Annotated in this window: 16 protein-coding genes; 7 read left to right on the top strand and 9 right to left on the bottom strand. The window is 63.3% G+C overall.

All coding sequences use genetic code 11. From position 1 onward, the window contains the following. Positions 1–33 precede the first annotated feature (33 nt). From AC59HU_RS16915 to AC59HU_RS16905, 3 genes are read right to left on the bottom strand one after another with little or no spacing between them, the layout of a single operon-like run. Positions 34–1,668 (bottom strand): RICIN domain-containing protein, encoded by a 1,635-nt coding sequence (locus AC59HU_RS16915; protein ID WP_497224594.1) that lies wholly within the window; start codon positions 1,666–1,668, stop codon positions 34–36. Further along, positions 1,626–3,500, bottom strand: a complete 1,875-nt coding sequence (locus AC59HU_RS16910; protein WP_497224593.1) for a glycoside hydrolase family 2 protein — start codon at positions 3,498–3,500, stop codon at positions 1,626–1,628. Before AC59HU_RS16910 ends, AC59HU_RS16915 begins: the two co-directional genes overlap by 43 nt. Continuing rightward, complete coding sequence (locus AC59HU_RS16905) at positions 3,487–5,586, bottom strand: glycoside hydrolase family 2 protein (RefSeq protein WP_497224592.1); 2,100 nt, start codon at positions 5,584–5,586, stop codon at positions 3,487–3,489. Before AC59HU_RS16905 ends, AC59HU_RS16910 begins: the two co-directional genes overlap by 14 nt. A gap of 129 nt (positions 5,587–5,715) precedes the next feature. On the opposite strand from AC59HU_RS16905, the gene AC59HU_RS16900 reads away from it, so the two are divergent. The 6 genes from AC59HU_RS16900 to AC59HU_RS16875 all read left to right on the top strand — a co-directional run bounded on the left by AC59HU_RS16900 (position 5,716) and on the right by AC59HU_RS16875 (position 10,707). After that, entirely contained in the window at positions 5,716–6,738 is a 1,023-nt protein-coding gene (locus AC59HU_RS16900) for a LacI family DNA-binding transcriptional regulator (RefSeq protein ID WP_497224591.1), read from the top strand. A 68-nt stretch (positions 6,739–6,806) separates the two neighbouring features. Further along, positions 6,807–8,102: an ABC transporter substrate-binding protein gene (locus AC59HU_RS16895; protein WP_497224590.1), complete on the top strand. Its 1,296-nt coding sequence runs from the start codon at positions 6,807–6,809 to the stop codon at positions 8,100–8,102. Between the two features lie 32 nt (positions 8,103–8,134). Continuing rightward, complete coding sequence (locus AC59HU_RS16890; RefSeq protein WP_497224589.1) at positions 8,135–9,061, top strand: carbohydrate ABC transporter permease; 927 nt, start codon at positions 8,135–8,137, stop codon at positions 9,059–9,061. A gap of 128 nt (positions 9,062–9,189) precedes the next feature. Next, positions 9,190–9,951, top strand: coding sequence for a carbohydrate ABC transporter permease (locus tag AC59HU_RS16885; RefSeq protein WP_497224588.1), 762 nt, complete (start codon positions 9,190–9,192; stop codon positions 9,949–9,951). Positions 9,952–10,301: 350 nt separating this feature from the next. Then, the gene (locus tag AC59HU_RS16880) at positions 10,302–10,514 is read left to right on the top strand and encodes a hypothetical protein (protein ID WP_497224625.1); all 213 of its coding nucleotides are present in this window, start codon (positions 10,302–10,304) and stop codon (positions 10,512–10,514) included. After that, positions 10,411–10,707 (top strand): hypothetical protein, encoded by a 297-nt coding sequence (locus AC59HU_RS16875; protein WP_497224587.1) that lies wholly within the window; start codon positions 10,411–10,413, stop codon positions 10,705–10,707. The genes AC59HU_RS16880 and AC59HU_RS16875 overlap by 104 nt, the downstream gene beginning before the upstream one ends. A gap of 262 nt (positions 10,708–10,969) precedes the next feature. On the opposite strand, the gene AC59HU_RS16870 is transcribed toward AC59HU_RS16875, so the two are convergent. The 3 genes from AC59HU_RS16870 to AC59HU_RS16860 all read right to left on the bottom strand — a co-directional run bounded on the left by AC59HU_RS16870 (position 10,970) and on the right by AC59HU_RS16860 (position 14,801). Further along, the gene (locus tag AC59HU_RS16870; RefSeq protein ID WP_497224586.1) at positions 10,970–12,613 is read right to left on the bottom strand and encodes a P-loop ATPase, Sll1717 family; all 1,644 of its coding nucleotides are present in this window, start codon (positions 12,611–12,613) and stop codon (positions 10,970–10,972) included. Between the two features lie 303 nt (positions 12,614–12,916). After that, positions 12,917–13,921 carry an HNH endonuclease gene (locus tag AC59HU_RS16865; protein WP_497224585.1) on the bottom strand — a complete coding sequence of 335 codons (1,005 nt, stop codon included), beginning with the start codon at positions 13,919–13,921 and terminating at the stop codon, positions 12,917–12,919. 673 nt (positions 13,922–14,594) lie between these two features. Next, positions 14,595–14,801, bottom strand: coding sequence for a hypothetical protein (locus AC59HU_RS16860; protein WP_497224584.1), 207 nt, complete (start codon positions 14,799–14,801; stop codon positions 14,595–14,597). Between the two features lie 104 nt (positions 14,802–14,905). Between AC59HU_RS16860 and AC59HU_RS16855 the strand changes: the two genes are divergently transcribed. Next, positions 14,906–16,051 carry a DUF4062 domain-containing protein gene (locus tag AC59HU_RS16855; RefSeq protein ID WP_497224583.1) on the top strand — a complete coding sequence of 382 codons (1,146 nt, stop codon included), beginning with the start codon at positions 14,906–14,908 and terminating at the stop codon, positions 16,049–16,051. A 351-nt stretch (positions 16,052–16,402) separates the two neighbouring features. Here the strand turns inward: AC59HU_RS16855 and AC59HU_RS16850 are convergent, their stop codons facing one another. The 3 genes from AC59HU_RS16850 to AC59HU_RS16840 form a co-directional block, all read right to left on the bottom strand. Then, a complete protein-coding gene (locus tag AC59HU_RS16850; protein WP_497224582.1) occupies positions 16,403–17,029 on the bottom strand; it encodes a recombinase family protein in 627 nt (208 codons plus the stop codon). A gap of 499 nt (positions 17,030–17,528) precedes the next feature. Then, the gene (locus tag AC59HU_RS16845; protein WP_497224581.1) at positions 17,529–18,203 is read right to left on the bottom strand and encodes a hypothetical protein; all 675 of its coding nucleotides are present in this window, start codon (positions 18,201–18,203) and stop codon (positions 17,529–17,531) included. A gap of 1 nt (position 18,204) precedes the next feature. Then, positions 18,205–19,234: RHS repeat-associated core domain-containing protein (locus tag AC59HU_RS16840; RefSeq protein ID WP_497224580.1), on the bottom strand; the 1,030-nt coding region annotated here is incomplete at its 5' end.

Below are 19,234 nucleotides of genomic sequence, written 5' to 3'. Positions count from 1 at the left end.
CCGGCCTCCCGATAAAGGAGGCCGGAGTAACGCCTACTTCTGGGTTAGCTTCCAGCGCTGCGGTCGAGCGAAGTTGTTCGACCACTGCTCCACCGCTGCTCCGGGAGTGGTCGATCCGGCGGTGACGTCGAGGTTCTTGCCGCTGTGTGCCGCACGCACCTGATAGTTGCCGCCTCCGACATAGTCGAGGAACCAGTGCTGGCATGCGCATCCCGTAATGCCGTACTGCTGCACCTTGGCGCCGTCGGCCATCGAATTCGCGTCGACGTCGAGGACTTTTCCGCTTTGCTGGTTCTGGAGGAGGTAGGCGTCGTCGGCCTGCTTGTGGAGGACCCAGTTCTGCGGGGGGAGGTTGTTGGGCGTGTACTGCTGGACCTTCGCGCCGTCTAGACCGGACCCCTGGTCGACGTCGAGGTTCAGCCCGCTGTGCTGTGCGGTGAAGGTGTACGTCGCTCCATCGATCGGAGCCGGCTGATTCAGCGGCGAGAAGGTGCCGAATTTGATCTGGATGTTGTGGCCGTTACTGAACGCGGGTGCCCGCCCCGCCGATGTGACCACAGCGATCTCGTTTGACGCGGTCTGGATGATCGCGGGCCACAAGTTGTCATCGGTGGACAGCGGGCCCCATGGGTTGCGGTCGTCCAAGTACCAGTTCTGCCCGAAGTCGCGGCTGATGAGCATTTCGTGCGTGTTGGAGGTGACCACGAGCCGCCCGTCGCTGAGCGAGAGCACGTAGGGCGCCCCAGTCTCTGCCGGCAGGCGTTGCCCGAGTGCGCTGCTCCAGGTGCGCCCGTCCGTGGAGGTCTTCACCCACCCGTTGCAGCCGTCGGTCCCGCAGAGCTCGTACACGAGGACCCACGACCCGTTCGTCATCCGGGTCCATACGGGCATGCCGGGACGCGATGCGGAGTTGTTCAGGTCCTTCACCGGGAAGGTCTCGGCGCCCCAGCTGGTTCCTCCGGTGGTCGACACCTTCATGGAGATGACCTGCGAGTAGGCGGGTGTGGCGAGCGCGTACTTCTCGTTGGCGTACATGATCCCGATGTCGCCGTTGGGGAAGACGTTCATGTTCGGCTCATAGACGCCTCGGTCCGGGTTGGACAGGCTGCCGGGCGCACCTTCGTTGGCGTCGACGGTGGTGGCCGAGCCCCAGGTCGCTCCGCCGTCGGTGCTGGTGCGGACGAGGATCCGGTACGACTCGCCCCACCGCACGGAGCGGTAGGCGAGGACGATGGTCCCGTCTGCGCGCTGGACCAGCTGAGCGTTGTCCAGGTCTCGGCCGGCTTCGCTCAACGTGCCCCGGAGGGTCCAGGTGCGGCCGTTGTCGGAGCTGGACTTGAATTGGAGCCGGGTGCCGCCGGCAGGGTCGTGCGTGTACCCGTCGTTGTCCATGATGGTGTAGCCGATGAGCCAGGACCCGTCCGCCAGCTTCACGAGGCGGGGGAACTGCGACCCGTATTTCCCGGGAGCGCTCTGGATCGCGTCGGGTCCGGCGTCGGTGAACTGCGGTTGGTTTTGGATGAGCGTTGGCCCGCTCCACTGGAAGGGCGTCCCGTCGGGGAGTCCGTCCGCGAGCGCTGGAGCGGCCACGCCCGTGGTGAGGGCTGCCGCGAGAAGGCCTCCGATCAGTGCGATGCTGCCGATTCTTCGTGTTCTCTGGTGCGCCATTGCTCTTCTTCTCTCGTGTTCTCATAGGCGGAGACCCGCTCCTGGATGGTGCGGATCCGATCGACGTCGAGCTTGAGGCTCCTGTCGAAGCGGTAGATGCCGTTCTGTTCCTGAAACACATCGGTGAGCTGCGTGTAGCAGTAGCCGAACATGTGCGGGTTCTGGTCGAGCACGCGGACGAGTCCTTCGAATCGCGCGTAGAACTCCTCCTCGTCCGCGATGCGCTGGCCATAGCCCCAGGAGGCTTCACGGTCTTCGCCGTCGACGTGCGCAGCGATCTCGGGCACCCACCAGATGCCGCCGAATTCACTGACCATGAAGGGCTGTCCGCGGTACGGGCGGGAGTAGTCCTTGCCGTCCGCGCTGCGGTTGACGTAGGGGGATCCGTCCGCCAGTCCGGAGTGGTTGAGCGAGAACGCGTGCGGGTCCTGCTCGTAGTCGTGGGCGTCCCAGACGTCCGTGTCGATCACGCGATGCGAGTACCCGGAGGAGTCCACGACGGGTCGGGTGCGGTCGATCGATTTGGTGGCCCGGAACATGGCCTCGGTGACGTCGTCGAGCACGGTCATCCGATCGTGGAGGACTTGGTAGGTCTCGTTCAGAGGGCACCAGCCGATGACGGACGGGTGGCTGTAGTCGCGGGTGACCGCCTCGACCCACTCGGCGACGTAGCCCGCGGTCGGCCGCTGGTTGTCGCCCTCGGGTCCCTGGCCGGAGGAACCCCAGTCGGCGAACTCGCCCCAGACGAGGTAGCCGAGCCGGTCGGCGTGGTAGAGGAAGCGCTCCTCGGCGACCTTCTCGTGGACGCGCGCCCCGTTGAATCCGGCGGCCTTGCTCCGGAGGATGTCGGCGACCAGTTCGTCGTCCGAGGGCGCCGTCATCAGGCTTTCCGGCCAGTAGCCCTGGTCGAGGACGAGGCGTTGGAAGACGGGCTGCCCGTTGAGCAGGATGCGACGGCCGTCGATGGAGACGCTGCGCAATCCGGCGTAGGAGATGAGGCGGTCGATCGGCGATCCGTCGGCGTCGCAGAGTGTGAGCTCGATGTCGTATAGGAACGGGTCTGTGAGGGTCCACAGTCGCTGGCGCGGCGCCGGGACGGTGACGTGGAGGGTGGGTGCCATGGTGGCGCCCACGATCGTGCTGACCTCGTCGATCACGCCGTCGTCGTCGTGGATGCGGGCGACGATCCGTTGCCCGGGCCGGGCGCCCCGCAGGTCCGGTTCGATCTCGAACGTCCCCTCGTCCGAGTTCGGGGTGATGCGGGGGCGGCCGAAGGACGCGGCCGGCCGGCATTCGAGCCAGACGGTCTGCCAGATGCCGGTGGTGCGCGTGTAGAAGCAGTCGGTGTTGGCGAACCAGGTCGCTTGCTTGCCGCGGGCCTGTGGGCCGGTGTGCGGGTCCCGCGCGCGGAGAAGGATCGTCCCGTGCCGGTCGGCATCGAGCAGGTCGGTGATGTCGAACGAGAACGGGGTGAAGCCGCCGCGATGTCGACCCGCCTCGACGCCGTTGACCCAGACGGTGCTGTCGTGGTCGACGGCTTGGAAGTGCAGGATGATCCGCTCGTCCGGCCACTCGGCGGGGACGCTGATGTCGCGGCGGTACCAGACCGCGTCATGGAAATCGGTGTCGGCGACGCCGGAGAGCTCGGACTCGGGTGCGAAGGGGACCACGATGGTGTCGCGGAGTTCGCGTTCGAGCATTCCCCGCTCCAGACCGCTGTCCGAATCGTCGAGCTCGAACTGCCACACGCCGTTGAGGTTCAGCCAGTGGGGTCGGATGAACTGGGGGCGTGGGTGCTCCGGGCGCGGGATCGGGGTCTCAGTGGGTGTCATAGCGGTAGCTCCGTTCTGGGCGTGCCGGCTGGGCACGCCAATGCGGGTCGGAAGGGAGGTGCGAGACGGGCTCTTCCTCGCGGAGATCGATGAAGGTGCGGGCGACGGTCTCGCTGCCGCTCGAGAGGGCGAGGGTGAGCGTCCCCGCCTCGTAGCGCTGCGGAAGCGTGACTTCCACGAGCTGCGGCTCGCCGAGGCGGAACGGGGTCGCGGTCACGGCGACCTCGCCGTGCTCGTCCCCGAAGCTCCAGGTCAGCGACCCCTGGATGGGCGAGCTGCCGTGGTGCGACACGACGACCGGAATCGCGATGGTGCTCCCGCCGGGCACGATGAGGTCGGCTCCCACCGCGATCGGTGCGACGACGGGGATCAGGACCGTGCTAGCGTGTGCATCGCTCTGCGAGAAACCGCCCTGATCCTTGCTGGACCGGTCGAACGCGTAGACGCCGACGGTCTCGTGCTCGATGTCGTAAAGCTCGGTGTAGACGTAGCCCTGGTTGTCTTCCTGCAGCCGCAGGAATTGCGTCTGCCAGCGGGAGTGCCAGGCGCGCTCGAGGCTGTTCCAGCCTCCGCCGTACTCGCTGTTGAGGATCGGCTGGTCCGTACGCTCGAAGCCGGAAGCGCCCAGGGACTTCGGGATCGGGTACTCGGCGGTGTGGAAGACCTCGAAGTCGGGCCGGTCCCCGTCGAGGAACCCTTCGATCGCGTGGCGGAAGCCGTGGGCGTTCTCGTTGTAGTAGTGCCAGTCGAGCAGATCCGTCTCGACATGGGTCCATCCGGAGTTGTCGATGGCCAGGCGGGTCGGGTCAGCCTCCTTGATCAGCCGATAGGCGCGGACCGCGGCTGCTCGTCGTTCGGGGGCTCCCTCCAGGTCCCAGTCGAGGCCCCACTCCTCGTTGTAGGCGGACCAGATGACGATGCTCGGGTGGTTGCGGTCGCGTTCGATCAGGCCGGTCAGTTCGGCCTCGAATGCTGCGGCTCCCGCAGGGGAGTAGCGGCCGGTGCAGGCCGGCTCCGACCAGACCAGCATCCCCATGGCGTCCGCGTGGAACAGCCATCGCGGGTCCTCGGCCTTCAGGTGCTTGCGGACGAGGGTGAAGCCGGCGTCACGGGCGAGTTCAAGGTCGTGGCGGAGGGCCGCGTCGTTCGGTGCGGTCAGTCCGGTTCCGGGCCAGTATCCCTGGTCGAGGACGCCGCGCAGGTAGATCCGTTCGCCGTTGAGGAATAGGGCCTTCTCGCGGGCCTCGATGGTGCGCAGCCCGGTGTACGAGCGCACCCGGTCGGTCCCGTCCTGGCTCTCGAGGACGACTTCGACCTCGTACAGGTGCGGGTCGCTGGGGCTCCACAACCGGGGCTCGGTGATCGGGAGGGTCAGGGCGACCCGGTCGCCGTCGACGGCGGCATCCACCGGAGGGCCCCCGTCCACGAGTCGCGCGGAGACGCGGCAGCCCCGGAGCGACCGGCCGCCGACGGTGACGACCACGTCGACCGCGTCGAGCGAGGCGGCCGGGGTGAGCGCGATCTGCTCGATATAGGTCGCAGGCCGGGGCTCCAGCCAGACGGACTGCCAGATGCCGCTGCTCGGGGTGAACGAGCAGCCGTTGTAGTCGTCGTACGGGAGACTGCGCTGCTTACCGTGCGGGATGTCCCGCTTGTCCTTCGGGGACACCACACGGACGACCAGCGTCGCTTCGCCGGAAGCCGTCTCCTCGGTCACGTCGAAGGAGAAGGGCAGGTACCCGCCGGTGTGCGAGCCGACATGCCGGTCGTCAACCCAGACTTCGCACCTATGGAAGACGGCGCCGAAGTGCAGCACGATCCGTTCCCCGGCCCACTCTTCGGGGACGGTGATACGGCGGCGATACCAGCCGACCTCGAGCCAGTCGTGCCGGCCACCGTCGGCCGAGGTCTCCCAGGGACCGGGGACGGCGATGGTCTCGACCCCGCCCGCGAATGCGGACGCCGTGTCGGCGGTCGCAGGGGGGTCGGGAACGAAATCCCACTGTCCGTTGAGCGACATCCAGCGATCGGAGCGGTCGAAATCCGGCCGCGGATAGTCGGGATCGCGATGGATGGACGTGGACATGGGCAGGCTCCTTGGCGCCGAAACGCGGGGTGACGATGAGGGGGCGTTGCGAGCGTCAAAATGCAACGCTGCACAGAACAGTGAAGCGGATTTTGTGCCACGATGCAAACGAGAGTGTTTGGAGGAACCATGGCAACGCTCAAGGATGTGGCCGAACGTGCGGGTGTCTCGGTCAGGACGGTGTCCAACGTGGTCAACGATTGGCCGCATGTCCGTCCCGCGACGCGGGAGCGCGTGCAGCGGGTCATCGACGAGCTGGGCTACCAGCCGAACCTCGCTGCGCGGAACCTGCGCAGCGGCAGATCAGGCCTCATCGCCCTGGTCGTGCCCGAGGTCGATGTGCCCTACTTCGCGGAGCTCACGCGCTGCCTGGTCGATGAGTTCTCGACCCGGGGGATGACCGTCGTCGTCGAGCAGACCGACGGTCGTCTCGACCGGGAGCGTGAGCTGATCAACCGCGGTGCACAGGCGTCGCTCTTCGATGGGATCATCTTCAGCCCCGTGTCCATGTCCTCCCAGGAGATCGAGGATCGTCGGTCGACGTTGCCGCTGGTGCTCCTGGGCGAGCAGCACACCAGCCTGCTCGACCACGTCCTGGTGGACAATGTCGCGGCGGCGCAGGATGCTACCCAGCATCTGCTCGACCTTGGGAGACAGCGCATCGCTCTGATCGGCGACCGGCCCGCCGTGCGGCTGAACACCTCGATGCTGCGCACCGAGGGGTACAAGGCGGCGCTGAGGGCCGCCGGCATCGCTCCAGACCCGCGGTACATGCCGACGACCTCGAAATTCCATCGGTCGGACGGCGCGTCCGCGATGGCGGAGCTGCTCCGCCTCGACCCCGTCCCCGATGCGGTGTTCTGCCTGAACGACCTACTGGCCCTCGGTGCGATCCGGACCATCCTGACCTCGGGGCTGCGGATCCCGGATGACATCGCCGTCGTGGGATTCGACGGCATCGAGGAGGGGCGGTACTCGACGCCGACCCTGACCACGGTCGCGCCCGACAAGCCGGAGATCGCACGACGGGCGGTCGAGTTGTTGCTGGGCCAGATCGAGCACCGCGATTCCGCCCCGCACATGGAGATCGTCCCCTACTCGCTACAGGTCGGCGAGTCGACCGTCGGGCCGTCGTATTCGGCGCCAAATTGACATCGTTGCATTTTCTGTGTGACGATGACACCCACATTTCGTGCAACGTTGCATCGAGGAGGATCGCAATGAGTTTGACCACCCGAGGACGCCGGCTCGCCGGCGTCGCCATCGTCGCCGGCGTCGCGGCGGCGCTCAGCCTCACAGGCTGTTCCGGATCGAACGCGCCCGGCGACGGAACCGGCACCCTTACGTTGCAGTTCTGGAACGGGTTGACAGGGTCTGACAAGACCTCCGTCGATGAGGTCGTCTCCGGCTTCAACAAGAGCCAGGACAAGATCAAGGTCGTCAGCACGGCGATGCCGTGGGACGTGCTGAAGCAGAAACTGCTGTCGAGCATCGCGTCCGGCAGTGGCCCGGGCGTCGTCTCCATCGACACCGCCGACATGGCTCAGTACGTCGATGCGGGCGCCCTGCAGCCTGTCGACGACTTCTATGCGAGCGGGCAGCTCGACACCGACAAGCTCGTGAAGGCGGCGGTCGACGCGAACAAGCTGGACGGCAAGACCTACGGCATCCCGCTGAACTTTTTCACCGAGATGATGTATTGGAACAAGGACATGTTCGCCGCGGCAGGATACGACCACCCGCCGGCGACCTGGGCCGAGTTCGCCGAGATGGCGCCCAAGCTCACCATCGACAAGGACGGCGACGGCACCCCCGAGCAGTACCCCATCTCGCTCGGCGACCACGACACCGTTCCGATGTTCCAGCCGCTGCTCTGGAACACGGGCGGCGGGATTGTGAGCGACGACGGCAAGAAGGCGCTCCTCGACGACCCCAAGACCCTCGAGGCGCTCAACTTCTGGGTCGACCAGGTCCGCAAGAACAAGATCACGCCTGTCGGGATGAACGGACCGGACGCCGACAAGCTCTTCCAGACGGGCAAGGCTGCGATCGAGCTGTGCGGGCCGTGGGTCGCGCCGGCCATCAAGCAGGCGGGCATCAACTTCGGGGTCGCACAAACCTTCGCCGGCCCGAAGGACCAGATCAGCCTCGCCGGCTCCGTATCGTTCACGGTGCCGAAGGGCGTGTCCGACGAGCAGAAGAAGGCCGCCTACGCCTTCGCGACGTACTGGAACGGCAAGAAGGTCCAGGCGAAGTACTCGGAGGAGACCGGATTCCCGTCCACGCGCACGGACATCACCTCGGCGGATACCGGCAGCAACCCCTATCCGGCCATCTTCGGCGACCCGAAGGTCACCAGCGCCTCGAAGGTGTTCCTCGCCGGGGTCAAGAACGGCTCCACGATCAACACCACCGTCTTCGTCCCGGCGCTGCAGAAGGCGCTCAACGGCGAAGGCACGGTGGACCAGCTGTTCAAGCAGGCGAACAAGGACGCCCAGGCGCTGCTCGACAAGTAGCCGGTTCTACAGCGAGAGGATTGAGGTAGACGATGGCATCGACCCACCCCTGGGACATCCGCCGACGGAGGAAGCGACGCTTCTCGCCGGGGGTGGGTCAAGCCCGCGCCGCTTGGCTGTTCCTCGCGCCGAGCCTGCTGATCCTCGGTGTCTTCACCGCCTATCCCATGCTCCGAGCGGCCTATCTGTCGTTCACGAAGTTCAACCTCCTTGCTGTCCCCGAATGGGTGGGACTCGACAACTACGCCAGGATCTTCACCGATCCGCAGGCGGGCAACGCCGTGGTGAACACTCTGGTCTACGCGGCCGCCACGACGATCATCAGCGTCGGACTCGCCCTGCTGATCGCCGTCGGGCTCAATCAGCGATTCCTGTTTCGCGGATTCGCCCGGACGGCGATCTTCGTCCCCTTCATCGTCTCGATGGGTGTGGTCGCGATCGCATGGTCCTTCCTGCTGAACCCGGAGATCGGCCTGCTCTCGTACTGGCTCAAGCAGCTCGGGATCGGCAGCGGCCAGGGCTGGCTCCGTGATCCGTCCCTGGCGATGATCGCGGTGATCATGGTCGGGATCTGGAAGAACCTCGGCTTCTACGTGGTGATGTACCTCGCCGGGATCCAGTCCATCCCGCGCGAGATCTACGAGGCCGCGAGCACCGATGGCGCGGGCCCCGTCCGCCGCTTCTTCTCGATCACCTGGCCGCTGCTGGGCAACCAGACCATGCTCATCGCCATCGTCGCGACCATCACCAACGTGCAGGCCTTTGACCAGATCTACGTGATGACGCAGGGCGGTCCGTTTTTCAAGACCGAGACGCTGGTGATGATGATCTACCGCACCGGCTTCACCCAGCTGGACTTCGGCTATGCCTCGGCGCTCTCCTACCTCTTGCTGGGCATACTCCTCATCTTCTCGCTGGCCCAATTCGCCTATTTCCGCAAACGAGCTGTGACCTACTGATGACGACACTCACCCGCGAGGCATCGCGAACCGCCCGTACCGAACGCCCGACCCGTACGGCGCGTCTTTTGAGCTCTCGGACGATCTTCCGCGTCCTCCTCTCGATCGCCGCCCTCGGACTGTCTCTGATGGTCCTCCTGCCGATCATCTGGATGCTGTCCGCGGCCTTCCGCCCGGACGCCGACCTGAGCGCGTTCCCGCCGACCCTGCTTCCGCGCACCTGGTCGGTGCAGAGCTTCATCGACGTGTTTCAGCGCATCCCGTTCGCTCGGCTGTACCTGAACACGTTCGTCTTCGCGGGGACGGTGACCGTGTTCTCGCTGCTGTTCGACTCGATGGCGGGTTACGCGCTGGCGAGGCTTCGATTCCGCGGCAGTGGCGTCATGCTGATCCTCATCGTCGTCCTGCTGATGCTGCCCTTCCAGGTGACCCTCGTCCCGCTTTACGAGCTCATGCACAACCTCGGGCTGGTCAACACCCTCCCCGGGCTGATCGTCCCGCGACTGACGAATGCCTTCGGAATCTTCTTCATGCGGCAGTACTTCCTCTCGCTGCCGCGCGATCTGGAAGACGCAGCCCGAGTCGACGGGGCAGGCGAGTGGCGAATCTTCCGGACGATCATGGCCCCGTTGGCGGGGCCTGCGCTTCTGACCCTGGGCCTGTTTCACTTCCAGGGCAACTGGAACGACCTCATCTGGCCGCTGATCATGACCAACAGCGTGGACTCATCCACTCTGCCTGCCGGCCTGGCGCTGTTCGCCGGCCAGCAGACCACCGAGTACAGCCTCCTCATGGCCGGATCGGTGCTCTCGCTCCTGCCGGTCGTGGTCATGTTCCTGATCATCCAGAAGAGCTTCGTGCAGGGAGTTGCCACCACCGGAACCAAGTGACCAGGTCGGAGGCAAGGATCGTTTAGACGTCGAGGCGCGCCGTTCGGAACAGGACGCTGTCAGGGTCTCCGAGCTCCGCATATCGATGCACGTTTTCAAAGGCTGATCTCGATTGCGCGGCCCCTCGAAGTCGCCACGGACCTTCGCGTGTCTTCACGTCGACACCCGCTGTGGTTCACCTCGCCGTCGCGCTTGGCTCTGGACGCTGGGAGTTCATTGGCGGTCCACGGTTGCGGGCGTCACGATTGACTCGGACGCCTGCAGGCGCGCGAAAGTTTCTCTCGCGGATCGCTATAGGTGCGCTCTGGGACCGCGATCGCAGAACTCGTCCCTGGTCGAGAGAATGAAGCGTGATCGACCGTCTGGACCTTCCCGCTTCCATTAGAGCCCGCGACGCAAACGTGCTCGTGCGTCGCGCGACGCTTGACGACCTGCAAGCGATCATCGAGTTGCTGTCCGATGACCCGATCAGTGCCGGCCGCGGAGACGTCGCGAATGACGAAGATCGACCCGCGTACGCGGCAGCACTCAATCGCATCATCCGCGAGCCCCGCAGTCACTAATGCCCTGAGGACGCGACGGGACGAACTCGGGCGGCAGGCGCAGATCGTTGATGAGCACGCCCCACAGACCTCTGAGAAGGCATACGCTCGTGCCCGAAACGCGCTGCGGAGTGACGAGGAACTAACCTTCTCTCGAGCTGAACTTGACGCGCTGCTTCCGCCGTCAGAGGGCAGCAGTTTTCCACAGAGCTAGCGCTCGGGAGACGCTCATATTGACATAATTACGGTTATCAGTCTCTATTCCGGCTGAGTCTTTAGGTTCCGCGGTCGAGTAACTCAGAATGGCGTGTCGGAGTTCGTCAACTCGTCTCCGATCCTCGCCTCTCGCCCGTAGAGCTCGGACCAGCTTAGAAAACCTCACGTGCTCAGCTATACCGCTCTACTGCACATGGGTCGCAACCACTACGGGTCTTCGCTGCGTCGATTTTCAGGGGCCACTTGTCGGGCTCTACGCATCAACGAGTCTCACCCGACCGCTGCACGTCGAGTGCTTTGTGAAACATTCGGTGCACGTGGAAGTATTCACACCGCTCAAGCGTGGTCGCCGAGTCCGCGAGCAATGGATCCGTTACATAAAAGACAGGTGCGCTGCTCCCTGAGCCGGCGCAACCAATGAGACCGATCGAATAGAGGAGAGAAACAAGAGGTTGATATAGCTGGAACCAGCTCTTGTCGTCGCCCTGACCGTCCCACATGGCTTTGGAGAAATCCGTCAACCAACGTACTCCGGAGAAGGTCGGATCCGCGACCAGCAACATCGCTTCGTCCAAGCGACTTTGAAAGTCCGTCTTCGACATTCGAGCTGGAGCACCGTGGAATTTCTGCACAACTCGATCGATTCCTGGATAAGTGGGTTTCCACTCATCCCGAAGTGCAAGAAGCCGGTTCGCCGAGTACTGGCGCTCGGCGTTCTGAATGTCCTCCCACATCAGCCGAGTTTTTCCTGCGGCGGCCGAGAAACATTGGTTGGCGTATGCGATTGCGTCTCTTGGGCGCAGCAGGGTGCGCTCGAGTATGTAGGTAACGGGATTACCGCGCGTGTTGTTGTTGTGCGGAGCTAGCTCGCGCATAGAAGAGGCATCGAGGGCAGTATCGCGGGCGGCCACTCGAACGCGGTGATCGAGAATTTCCTCGAGAAGAGCTGGGGTCCAGCGCATTTCGAGAACGAGCGCCCTGAACTTCTCTTCTTGCCCCCCGCTGGCTCCGAAATCGAGCTCTTGGAAAATGTTGGTGCGGAGCGCAACGATGACTTTGAGATTCCTAACTCGCTGCATGTCGAGAACGGTCCGGAAGAGACAACGAATGAGATCGTTTGCGAGGCGCTCGTCGACCCAATCCCGGTCCAGGTCGTCGATGACGATGTAGGTGAAGTGGGAATCGTCGAGAATTTCTTCGTTTAGAACGACTAGCATCTGGTTGAGCTTTGCGAGCTGCGTCTCGTTGACAATTCGTTGGTAGCGATCGGCGATCTCGCTCCTCTTTTCAACGGTTTGCTCCGTTGAAGCTTCTGCACCGATCTTGACTCCCAGTCCCCCAGCGGCTGCGCTTAGCCCCCCTTCGGCACCGAGTCGCTCAGTGAATCGATCCGTTATCTCTCGGACCCTCTCATCGGCGTCGCACCAAAACTTCCCTTCAAATTCTTCGAGATAGTCGAGTGCAGCTTGTTTCCCCGGCTGACGCGTCAGCTTTTCTCTCAGGCCTGAGAGAAATCGCTGCTTCGCTTCTGGAGAGTTGACGCCGTAGCGATGACGAATGATCTCGACCAACAGGACGTGCTTCCAAAGAGCAATCCAGAACAGATCGAGCTTGACGTTCAGGGAATCCATGTACCGAATAACCTGCATGTCGGTGATGTAGGGAAGCGATAGGTCTTCTGGCGAGATGCGGATTACCCGCCCCGTCTCTACCTCTTCCAGATGCTGTAGCGCGGCCGATTTACCAGATCCAGTGCGTCCGATCAAGAAGCTGCGGGGGTCGCTACGACTGGCGAGAACTTCGTAGAGACCCGTTTCGACAAAGGCCTCCGACGCAAGGGGATCGGCCTCTGCCTGTTCCCCTCCGAGAGTGAAACCCGATCGTATGCGTGCTTTCGCTGCCATCTAATCTCCGATCAGTTCGGATTCGGACCCGGACAATGCAGGTCTCGGGTCACCCCGACAAGCCCCGCTGCCGGAGGTGTGACGAACGTGGGGGCTGGCCGCCGGCCATTGACACTCCGCGGTAGCGCATACCCGCGCGGCTTGAGTGAACCGGGGGACCCACAGCGCTCTGTCGGTTCGCCCAACCAGAGTGGCCGTTTCAGACGCGCCGCCCGTCCCCTTAGCGTGCAATTCAGGCTCTCAGGCACGACCTCGCCGACTTGCGCAATGAGATCGTGTTCCATATCGGTGTGATGCACTCTGTCATGCCACCTTGTTTGACTTGGATCGGTTGCATCGCCAGCAGAGTGTCTGCAAGTTCTCGACCACTGAGAGGCCCCCGCGGGATACCGGAATGATGTGGTCGACCTCAAGCAGCAGGTTGGGTTCCATCGCGACGGACAGCGAACAGGACTGGCAAGCGTGGTTGTCTCTGTCCTTAATAAAGGATCGGAGCCGGGCGGTCATCAGCGCGCGCTGGCCGGCTGCGCTCTGACGGAATTTGATCTTCTCCGACAGGCGATCGATCAGGGCGTCGATCGTGGGGGTGTCCAGGTCGATGGTGGTTCGTTGGGAGCTGTTTCCGCCAGCGCTGACGTATTCGAAGACGTACGTCGGGTAGGGCACATCGATCGGCGCGAGATTCACTCCGACATGTCCCATGAACTCGTCGCGGTAGTACTTCAGGATGAACGGGGGCGGATTGACGGAGCGCGCGATGCCAGCTTCCCGCTGGTGGAGGTTGGCGACGGCATCCTCGAGCCGAGAGATGCTTTCGCCGAGCGCTTCCACACGACCGATCGAGTCCTCGGTCGCCTTGATATCGAAGTACTTCATCAAGTACTTGAGCGGGTCCTGCGCCGCGTTGCGGACTACCTGGAGCGAACAGTTGTGGACGTTTGAGTTCGAGTACTCGGCGACGTTCCGGTCTCTGCGGTAGGCGTACTGGCTGGTGTTTTCGAAGGAGGCTAGGTGGGATTGCGACCCTGTCGAGGAGGCGCCCAGCTGGAACGCGCCGTTCGCTCGAATCTCGGACGCGTATTGCGCGATCGCGTTGTGCTCGGCAACGACGGCGGCTAACGCTGCCTTGTGCTGCAGGAAAACCTCGCTGGCGAAGTATTGCTGCTTCCGGATGTGCCGGATCAGTCGAGGCAGGAAGATCGCCGCGACCGCGACGAGTGCAACCGGTACAACGACGTACCAGTACTGGATGAGCAGCGCGACCACGACGACTACCGCAACCAGCGCCCCCACAACTACGTACGGCATGTCACTCCCCCAAAGCCAGGCCCGCTTCCCGACGCTGCCAATAGTAGCCACCGGCTCAGCGCAAGCGAAGGCTTGCAAACGGCCCGGATACCCAGCTGTGCACCTCCCCAGTCTTCAACTTCAGAGTGCTGAACGGCGCCGAGGATCTGTAGGGACCGGGAAGGTGTACGGGCGGGTGTGCTTAGAACGCGTTGGGAGCCCCTACGGCGAGCCACATCTAGTACATACCGGCCGCGAGACCGAGCCCGCACCCGATCATCTCTACGATGAGCGCTCCGTGCCCGGCGGCAATAAAACCGACCAGGCAAGCAACGAACCCAACCCCGCTCGCAATAAGAACCACGACAGCGAACAACCCCGCGATGGCTAGCTTGATGCGCACATCCGGAACAGCGGAGTTCATACTCATAGGTCCCCCTGGGCGGTTCGAAGAAGCTACCGGTGCACGCGTCTGTGCGCCTTTGCACCCGCCCGGCGATTGTCTCCTCCGTGGCAGCGCGTCAGGCTCAATGTCGCTCTCGTCTGATCCGCCGCCCAATATGCGGCCACGACGCCGACCCATGTCGGCCAGCGAGCTCGCCAGCCGTTAAGTCGTCCCCTTCGAACTCCGACACAAGAACTGAGGGCGCGCTCTAGATCCAGAGGCATGAGCGAGGGAACGAGATTCCCTCGCTCATGATGATTGCGCGACCAGCGCCGCGCTGGTGAAGAAACGCACTTCCCCGGTTTCGTCATTCAGAACGGCGTAGACCGCCACATTCAGGTCCTCGGGCAACGAACGGTATTCGAAGGCCCCGCCAGCGCCAACCGAACCGTGTCTCCCCAGGACGCGTCCCATGAATCCCTCAGATGTCTTGACCGCTGTGCCGACCTCAATCATGCGGACAGTATTGCCTATAGGCGTCCGTATCGCGACCGATCGATGACCGCATTAAGCAGCGCTCCCTGACGCGATGGACTGCATCAGGTGGTGAACTAGGGGTTATGGACGTCTCACCGTTGCTGGTTGATCAGCGCTCGGTATCCTTAGCTCCCGCTGATGAAGAGATCCGAGTTTGGGCAGCTGGTCGGCGAGTGTTCGTTTCCAGCCTCATCACAGATATGCCCCAAGAGCGAGCCGCGGTACGGACAGCGATCGAGTCAATTGGTGCTACACCAGTGATGTTCGAAGATCTTGGGGCCCAAGATGTCTCCGCCGAGCAGGCGTACCTGTCTGGTGTTCGCAGCTCCGACATCTACATCGGCCTCTGGGGTACGCGTTACGGCGTACGCATGCCCAGCGGGTACTCGGCTACCCATGCGGAGTACCGCGAGGCAGAGCAAGAGGGCTTGCGGTTGTGTCTCTATGTGCACGGAGAAGCGAGTGGCCAAATGGATGGCGCTCAGCGCGACCTCGTCGAAGGCGCCCGTAATCTCTACACAACGAGCCCCTGGAGCGATCCGTCGGATCTGGGCTCGCGTGTCCAGCGACGTCTGAAGGAGTTGGCTGCGGAGGAGCTCGCACCGTGGGTACGCGTGGGCCGAACACTCTTTCGTGCACGCGAGATCGTCAACGACGGTCAGACAATCGCGATCATGGCGTCGGTACGCAGCGATGCGGTTCATTCGGAACTTGTGCGCCTGAGGGACACTCGCGCAGGCGATGTTCCATTTGCTTCCCCGCACGCCGCGCTCCGTGTTCAGGTCACAGAGTTGTCGACGAAGACTGTTTCGACTGCCGGTCACGATGAGCGCTTGAAAATGAGCGCTCTGGAGCGCCGAACCTCGGGTACTTACGTGGCAATGAGCGGCGTATCAACGGAGGAGGCAGTCATGCAGTCGCTTTCGGACGGACTATTCGGGACGACGCTGCTGGGTGAGCAGGCGCGGTGGATCACCCGACCCGTTGATCCGTTGGCTCCCCTCAAGGGGATGGGACTGGATGATGGCGTTCTGCGCGCGGCGGCGCGACTGCTGCTAACTGAGTGGCTTCTTGGTGAAGGCTTCGCTTCCAGGGTGGACTCACTCGCGCTTGGTCCCGCGCACCAGGGGGCTCGCCGTCTTCGAATCCAATGGGTGCCGCGGTCTACCTATACCGGTCAGCCGGACCCCGTACCTATGGTTCTAGATGGAACGGTCGCGGGTCTCTAGCTGGCTACTGCTCTTCAGGCAGGCAGGCAAGCAGCCAGGCCGGACGGATGAGAACTGAATGGTTTGGGTCGGAACCGAGTCTCGGCCTAGTCACTGCCAGATCGAATCCTGTTCGAAGTCGCGCGGCGCGTCCATCTTGTCGAGCCATCCGTCGTCGGCAGAGATAAGTAGTTGCTGCATCTGGGCGCGGAGCTGACTACTCGAACCGATCTGACCCTCTGGGGGAGAAACGCGAACATTTTGCCCAGTGGGTCGTCCTCGAGAGGCGTAGGTAGAGGCTAGAGACCGGTCGCTCAGCGTACTTTTGCTCGAGATCTAACCGACGCATGTCGGCAGGGTCTGGCGTTGCCATCATCTTTCTTCGGTAGGGCGCGGCAGAGTCGTGGCTGCGACCGCCTTGGCTTTCGATTCAGCTCTCCGTACTGCGCGGTAGACGGTAGCCGGCGCCACTTTGAACCGCTCGGACAGTTCAGCGATCGTGAAGTCGCCCGAATGGTATTCAGCCACGAGATGCCCCTCGATCGTCTCGGACAGCTTCGGCTTCTTGCCCCGCAGTCGACCCTTAGCCTTCGCGACGCGCATCCCTTCGCGGGTGCGGGCGCGGATGAGATCCGCTTCGAACTCCGCCACCATCGCAAGGGCGTTGAAGAGGAGCCGACCCGTGGGGTCGTGCGGGTCGTGCACGCTGTCCCCGATCCGAAGCTTCACGCCTTTGCTGGTCAGCTCGTCGACGAGATCTCGGGCGTCCGGGACCGACCGGGCCAGGCGATCAAGCTTCGTGACCATTAACGTGTCGCCGTCGCGGGATGCGGCCAGAGCTTCGCGAAGAGCGGGCCGGGCACGATTCGTGCCAGTCAGTCCGTGGTCGACGTAGAGGTTCTTCTCGTCGACGCCGGCCGCGAGGAGGGCGTCGCGCTGCAGCGTCGCGTCCTGTTTGTCGGTCGAGACTCTCGCGTAGCCAATGAGGTGACTTGCCACTCCTCCAGTATGTCGATTGGCCTCCCCTCAGCGGAATAGTCATCGGGTGGGTCTTACGAGAAGAAGTGCGCATTGGAAAACCGCGGCGCCGCCATGCGCGCGGAGCACTTCGGTGAGCGATCCCCATTCGAGACACGGCTTGAATGTCCCCGTTTGGTAGATTCCGCCGAACATCATCCGTTACGTCGACGGTCGCACGCCTCCAGAGCTCTGTCGGAACATCTTCAGAACTACCGCTTGTGGTCCCCGACGCGGCGATATGACGCGCCCAAAGAGAATCAGTAGGCCCCGAACCACCTAGCCGGTCAGATTCGCCCGCTAGCGATCGTCGTCATCCTGGCTGCCTGCGATAGGGGGTTCGTCGTACTCATGGTCCGGGTAACCACCAGCCACGTCCGCCGTCCAAGATTCCCGGCTTGGCCATGATGCTGGCTGAAACGCGGATCGGTCATTCCGCCGATCGACGCCTCCTTGGCCGAGGTGGTCCTGGGTCGTCTTCCTACTTCGGTGCGCCGCCGGACGCGCGGGCATGTTCGATCACCGCGACAGCTCGTCCCACCTGCCGCTCCGATGACGGAACGACTCCCAATGGCCCTCCCGTCACGGTCAGCTTCAGGATGGCGCTGTGTCCCGGCAAATTCGGGTTGATAGCGGGGATCCGCAGAGCGCGGTCCGTGTAGCCGAGGCCGGTCTTGTTCCAGTCGAACTCAACTTCACCAAGCCAGGACCAGGGCCGCCACCAGACCAGCCGATAGCTGACTCGTCCAGCCCATATCTGCAGGCCGTCACGCGTAACCGCCAAGCTCAGCGGTATTGGAGGAAACTCGGGCGCGAACTTAGGGCGCGGGTCTAGCCCACTGTCAGCCTGAATCGACTCGACGGCGTCTACTGAGGCGATGACTGGAATTGTTTGGACCAAATCAGGTACGTGCCTGCGGATGTGCGCTTCCCGCATGGGGTGGGCGAACCACACAACGTAGAACGTCAATAGCGCGAACACGGCTCCCGCAGCCACCACAAGAATCAAGGTGACGAGGTCCCGCGCTCCAGTCTGTGCGGATCGAGCTGTCAGCACCACCAGCAGCACAAGCGGTACAACCGGAGCGAGGGCCGAGGCGAGAGCGCCAACGTTTCGAAACCGCGGCGAGCCGAGGCGAATCTGATCTTTAGTCATTTCATTTCTGGTTGAGAAGTTGGTTTCCGAGGACTCCGCCGTTGAGTACGGCAACGCGGATGGCTGCCGAATTGAACTGGTTTACCAGAACATCCGTCGCGTTCGCGGGGTTGGGCATCGCAAAAGCCATCGCAGCCGACCCGAGAGATAGGAAGTAGAGCCCGATTCCGACACTGCACGCGTCAGTACCCCAGTCAGCAAGGCACCCGTAGAACACGCTGTTTTGTGCCAAGGCGAGTGCTACGGCGTTGGCTGTTAGGGATACCCAGGGGTTGCGTGTGTAGTCCAAACCCAGGGCGACGACCGAGGCCACCATCGAGGCTACGGAGGCCCACAACGCTATCTCCCTCGCGACGTACTGGACCATCGGCACACCGTTGATCTTGATCTTGCCTGGGTCTGGGATGTAGATAGGGGAGGGCCCGGCCGAGGGCCCGGTGCGTCCCGGTCTAGGTCCAGCAGTGGGAGCCGTGCGCATGGGTCGATCGTCACGGTTCCCAATGTGGCGCGAGTACGCTCCATTCAAGTCGTACATGTTCACAGGGTCATTCGGGTAGTTGTAACGGCTGGTATTGCCACCAGTTACAGGATCCTGCGCGAGGAACCGGCCGAGCCAGCTGACGTACATCCGGAGACCCATCTCGATCGTGGCTATCGAACCGGCATGTTCGTAACTCTTGCCCTTTCCACCGACCCAGCCTGGGTCGAAGCTACCAGGCTGTGAATCAGGCACAGCCTGGTCGGAGGTGGCCGACCCGATAACCTTCGTGACAATGTCCATCGGCTGCCCAAACGGGTCGTAAAGGTAAATGCCTGAGCGGGTGCCATTCGCCGCGGCAGTCCACGTGGAGTCGCCGTGCAGGTTCGGGTACGACCATTTAGCATCCTCGCCTATCGGAAGGGAGACTGATACACCTCCTGGGAGGGACAGGCTGCGTTGGATTACGTTGCCGGCTCCGTCTAGCGTCAGCGACCCTGCATTGTGCGTCGTAATGGTGTTGACCCCGCTGCTGGTCTCGGTGCGCGCCACA

This window comes from Herbiconiux sp. 320_LB, assembly GCF_059691755.1.
The sequence above is the reverse complement of the archived record's forward strand: the minus strand, read 5'-3'. Positions and strand labels throughout refer to the sequence as shown.

Excerpts from the sequence above, each read along its gene's own strand:
- AC59HU_RS16915 (WP_497224594.1), bottom strand. The coding sequence starts at position 1,668 with ATGGCGCACCAGAGAACACGAAGAATCGGCAGCATCGCACTGATCGGA.
- AC59HU_RS16910 (WP_497224593.1), bottom strand. The coding sequence starts at position 3,500 with ATGACACCCACTGAGACCCCGATCCCGCGCCCGGAGCACCCACGCCCC.
- AC59HU_RS16905 (WP_497224592.1), bottom strand. The coding sequence starts at position 5,586 with ATGTCCACGTCCATCCATCGCGATCCCGACTATCCGCGGCCGGATTTC.
- AC59HU_RS16900 (WP_497224591.1), top strand. The coding sequence starts at position 5,716 with ATGGCAACGCTCAAGGATGTGGCCGAACGTGCGGGTGTCTCGGTCAGG.
- AC59HU_RS16895 (WP_497224590.1), top strand. The coding sequence starts at position 6,807 with ATGAGTTTGACCACCCGAGGACGCCGGCTCGCCGGCGTCGCCATCGTC.
- AC59HU_RS16890 (WP_497224589.1), top strand. The coding sequence starts at position 8,135 with ATGGCATCGACCCACCCCTGGGACATCCGCCGACGGAGGAAGCGACGC.
- AC59HU_RS16885 (WP_497224588.1), top strand. The coding sequence starts at position 9,190 with ATGGTCCTCCTGCCGATCATCTGGATGCTGTCCGCGGCCTTCCGCCCG.
- AC59HU_RS16875 (WP_497224587.1), top strand. The coding sequence starts at position 10,411 with ATGACCCGATCAGTGCCGGCCGCGGAGACGTCGCGAATGACGAAGATC.
- AC59HU_RS16870 (WP_497224586.1), bottom strand. The coding sequence starts at position 12,613 with ATGGCAGCGAAAGCACGCATACGATCGGGTTTCACTCTCGGAGGGGAA.
- AC59HU_RS16865 (WP_497224585.1), bottom strand. The coding sequence starts at position 13,921 with ATGCCGTACGTAGTTGTGGGGGCGCTGGTTGCGGTAGTCGTCGTGGTC.
- AC59HU_RS16860 (WP_497224584.1), bottom strand. The coding sequence starts at position 14,801 with ATGATTGAGGTCGGCACAGCGGTCAAGACATCTGAGGGATTCATGGGA.
- AC59HU_RS16855 (WP_497224583.1), top strand. The coding sequence starts at position 14,906 with ATGGACGTCTCACCGTTGCTGGTTGATCAGCGCTCGGTATCCTTAGCT.
- AC59HU_RS16845 (WP_497224581.1), bottom strand. The coding sequence starts at position 18,203 with ATGACTAAAGATCAGATTCGCCTCGGCTCGCCGCGGTTTCGAAACGTT.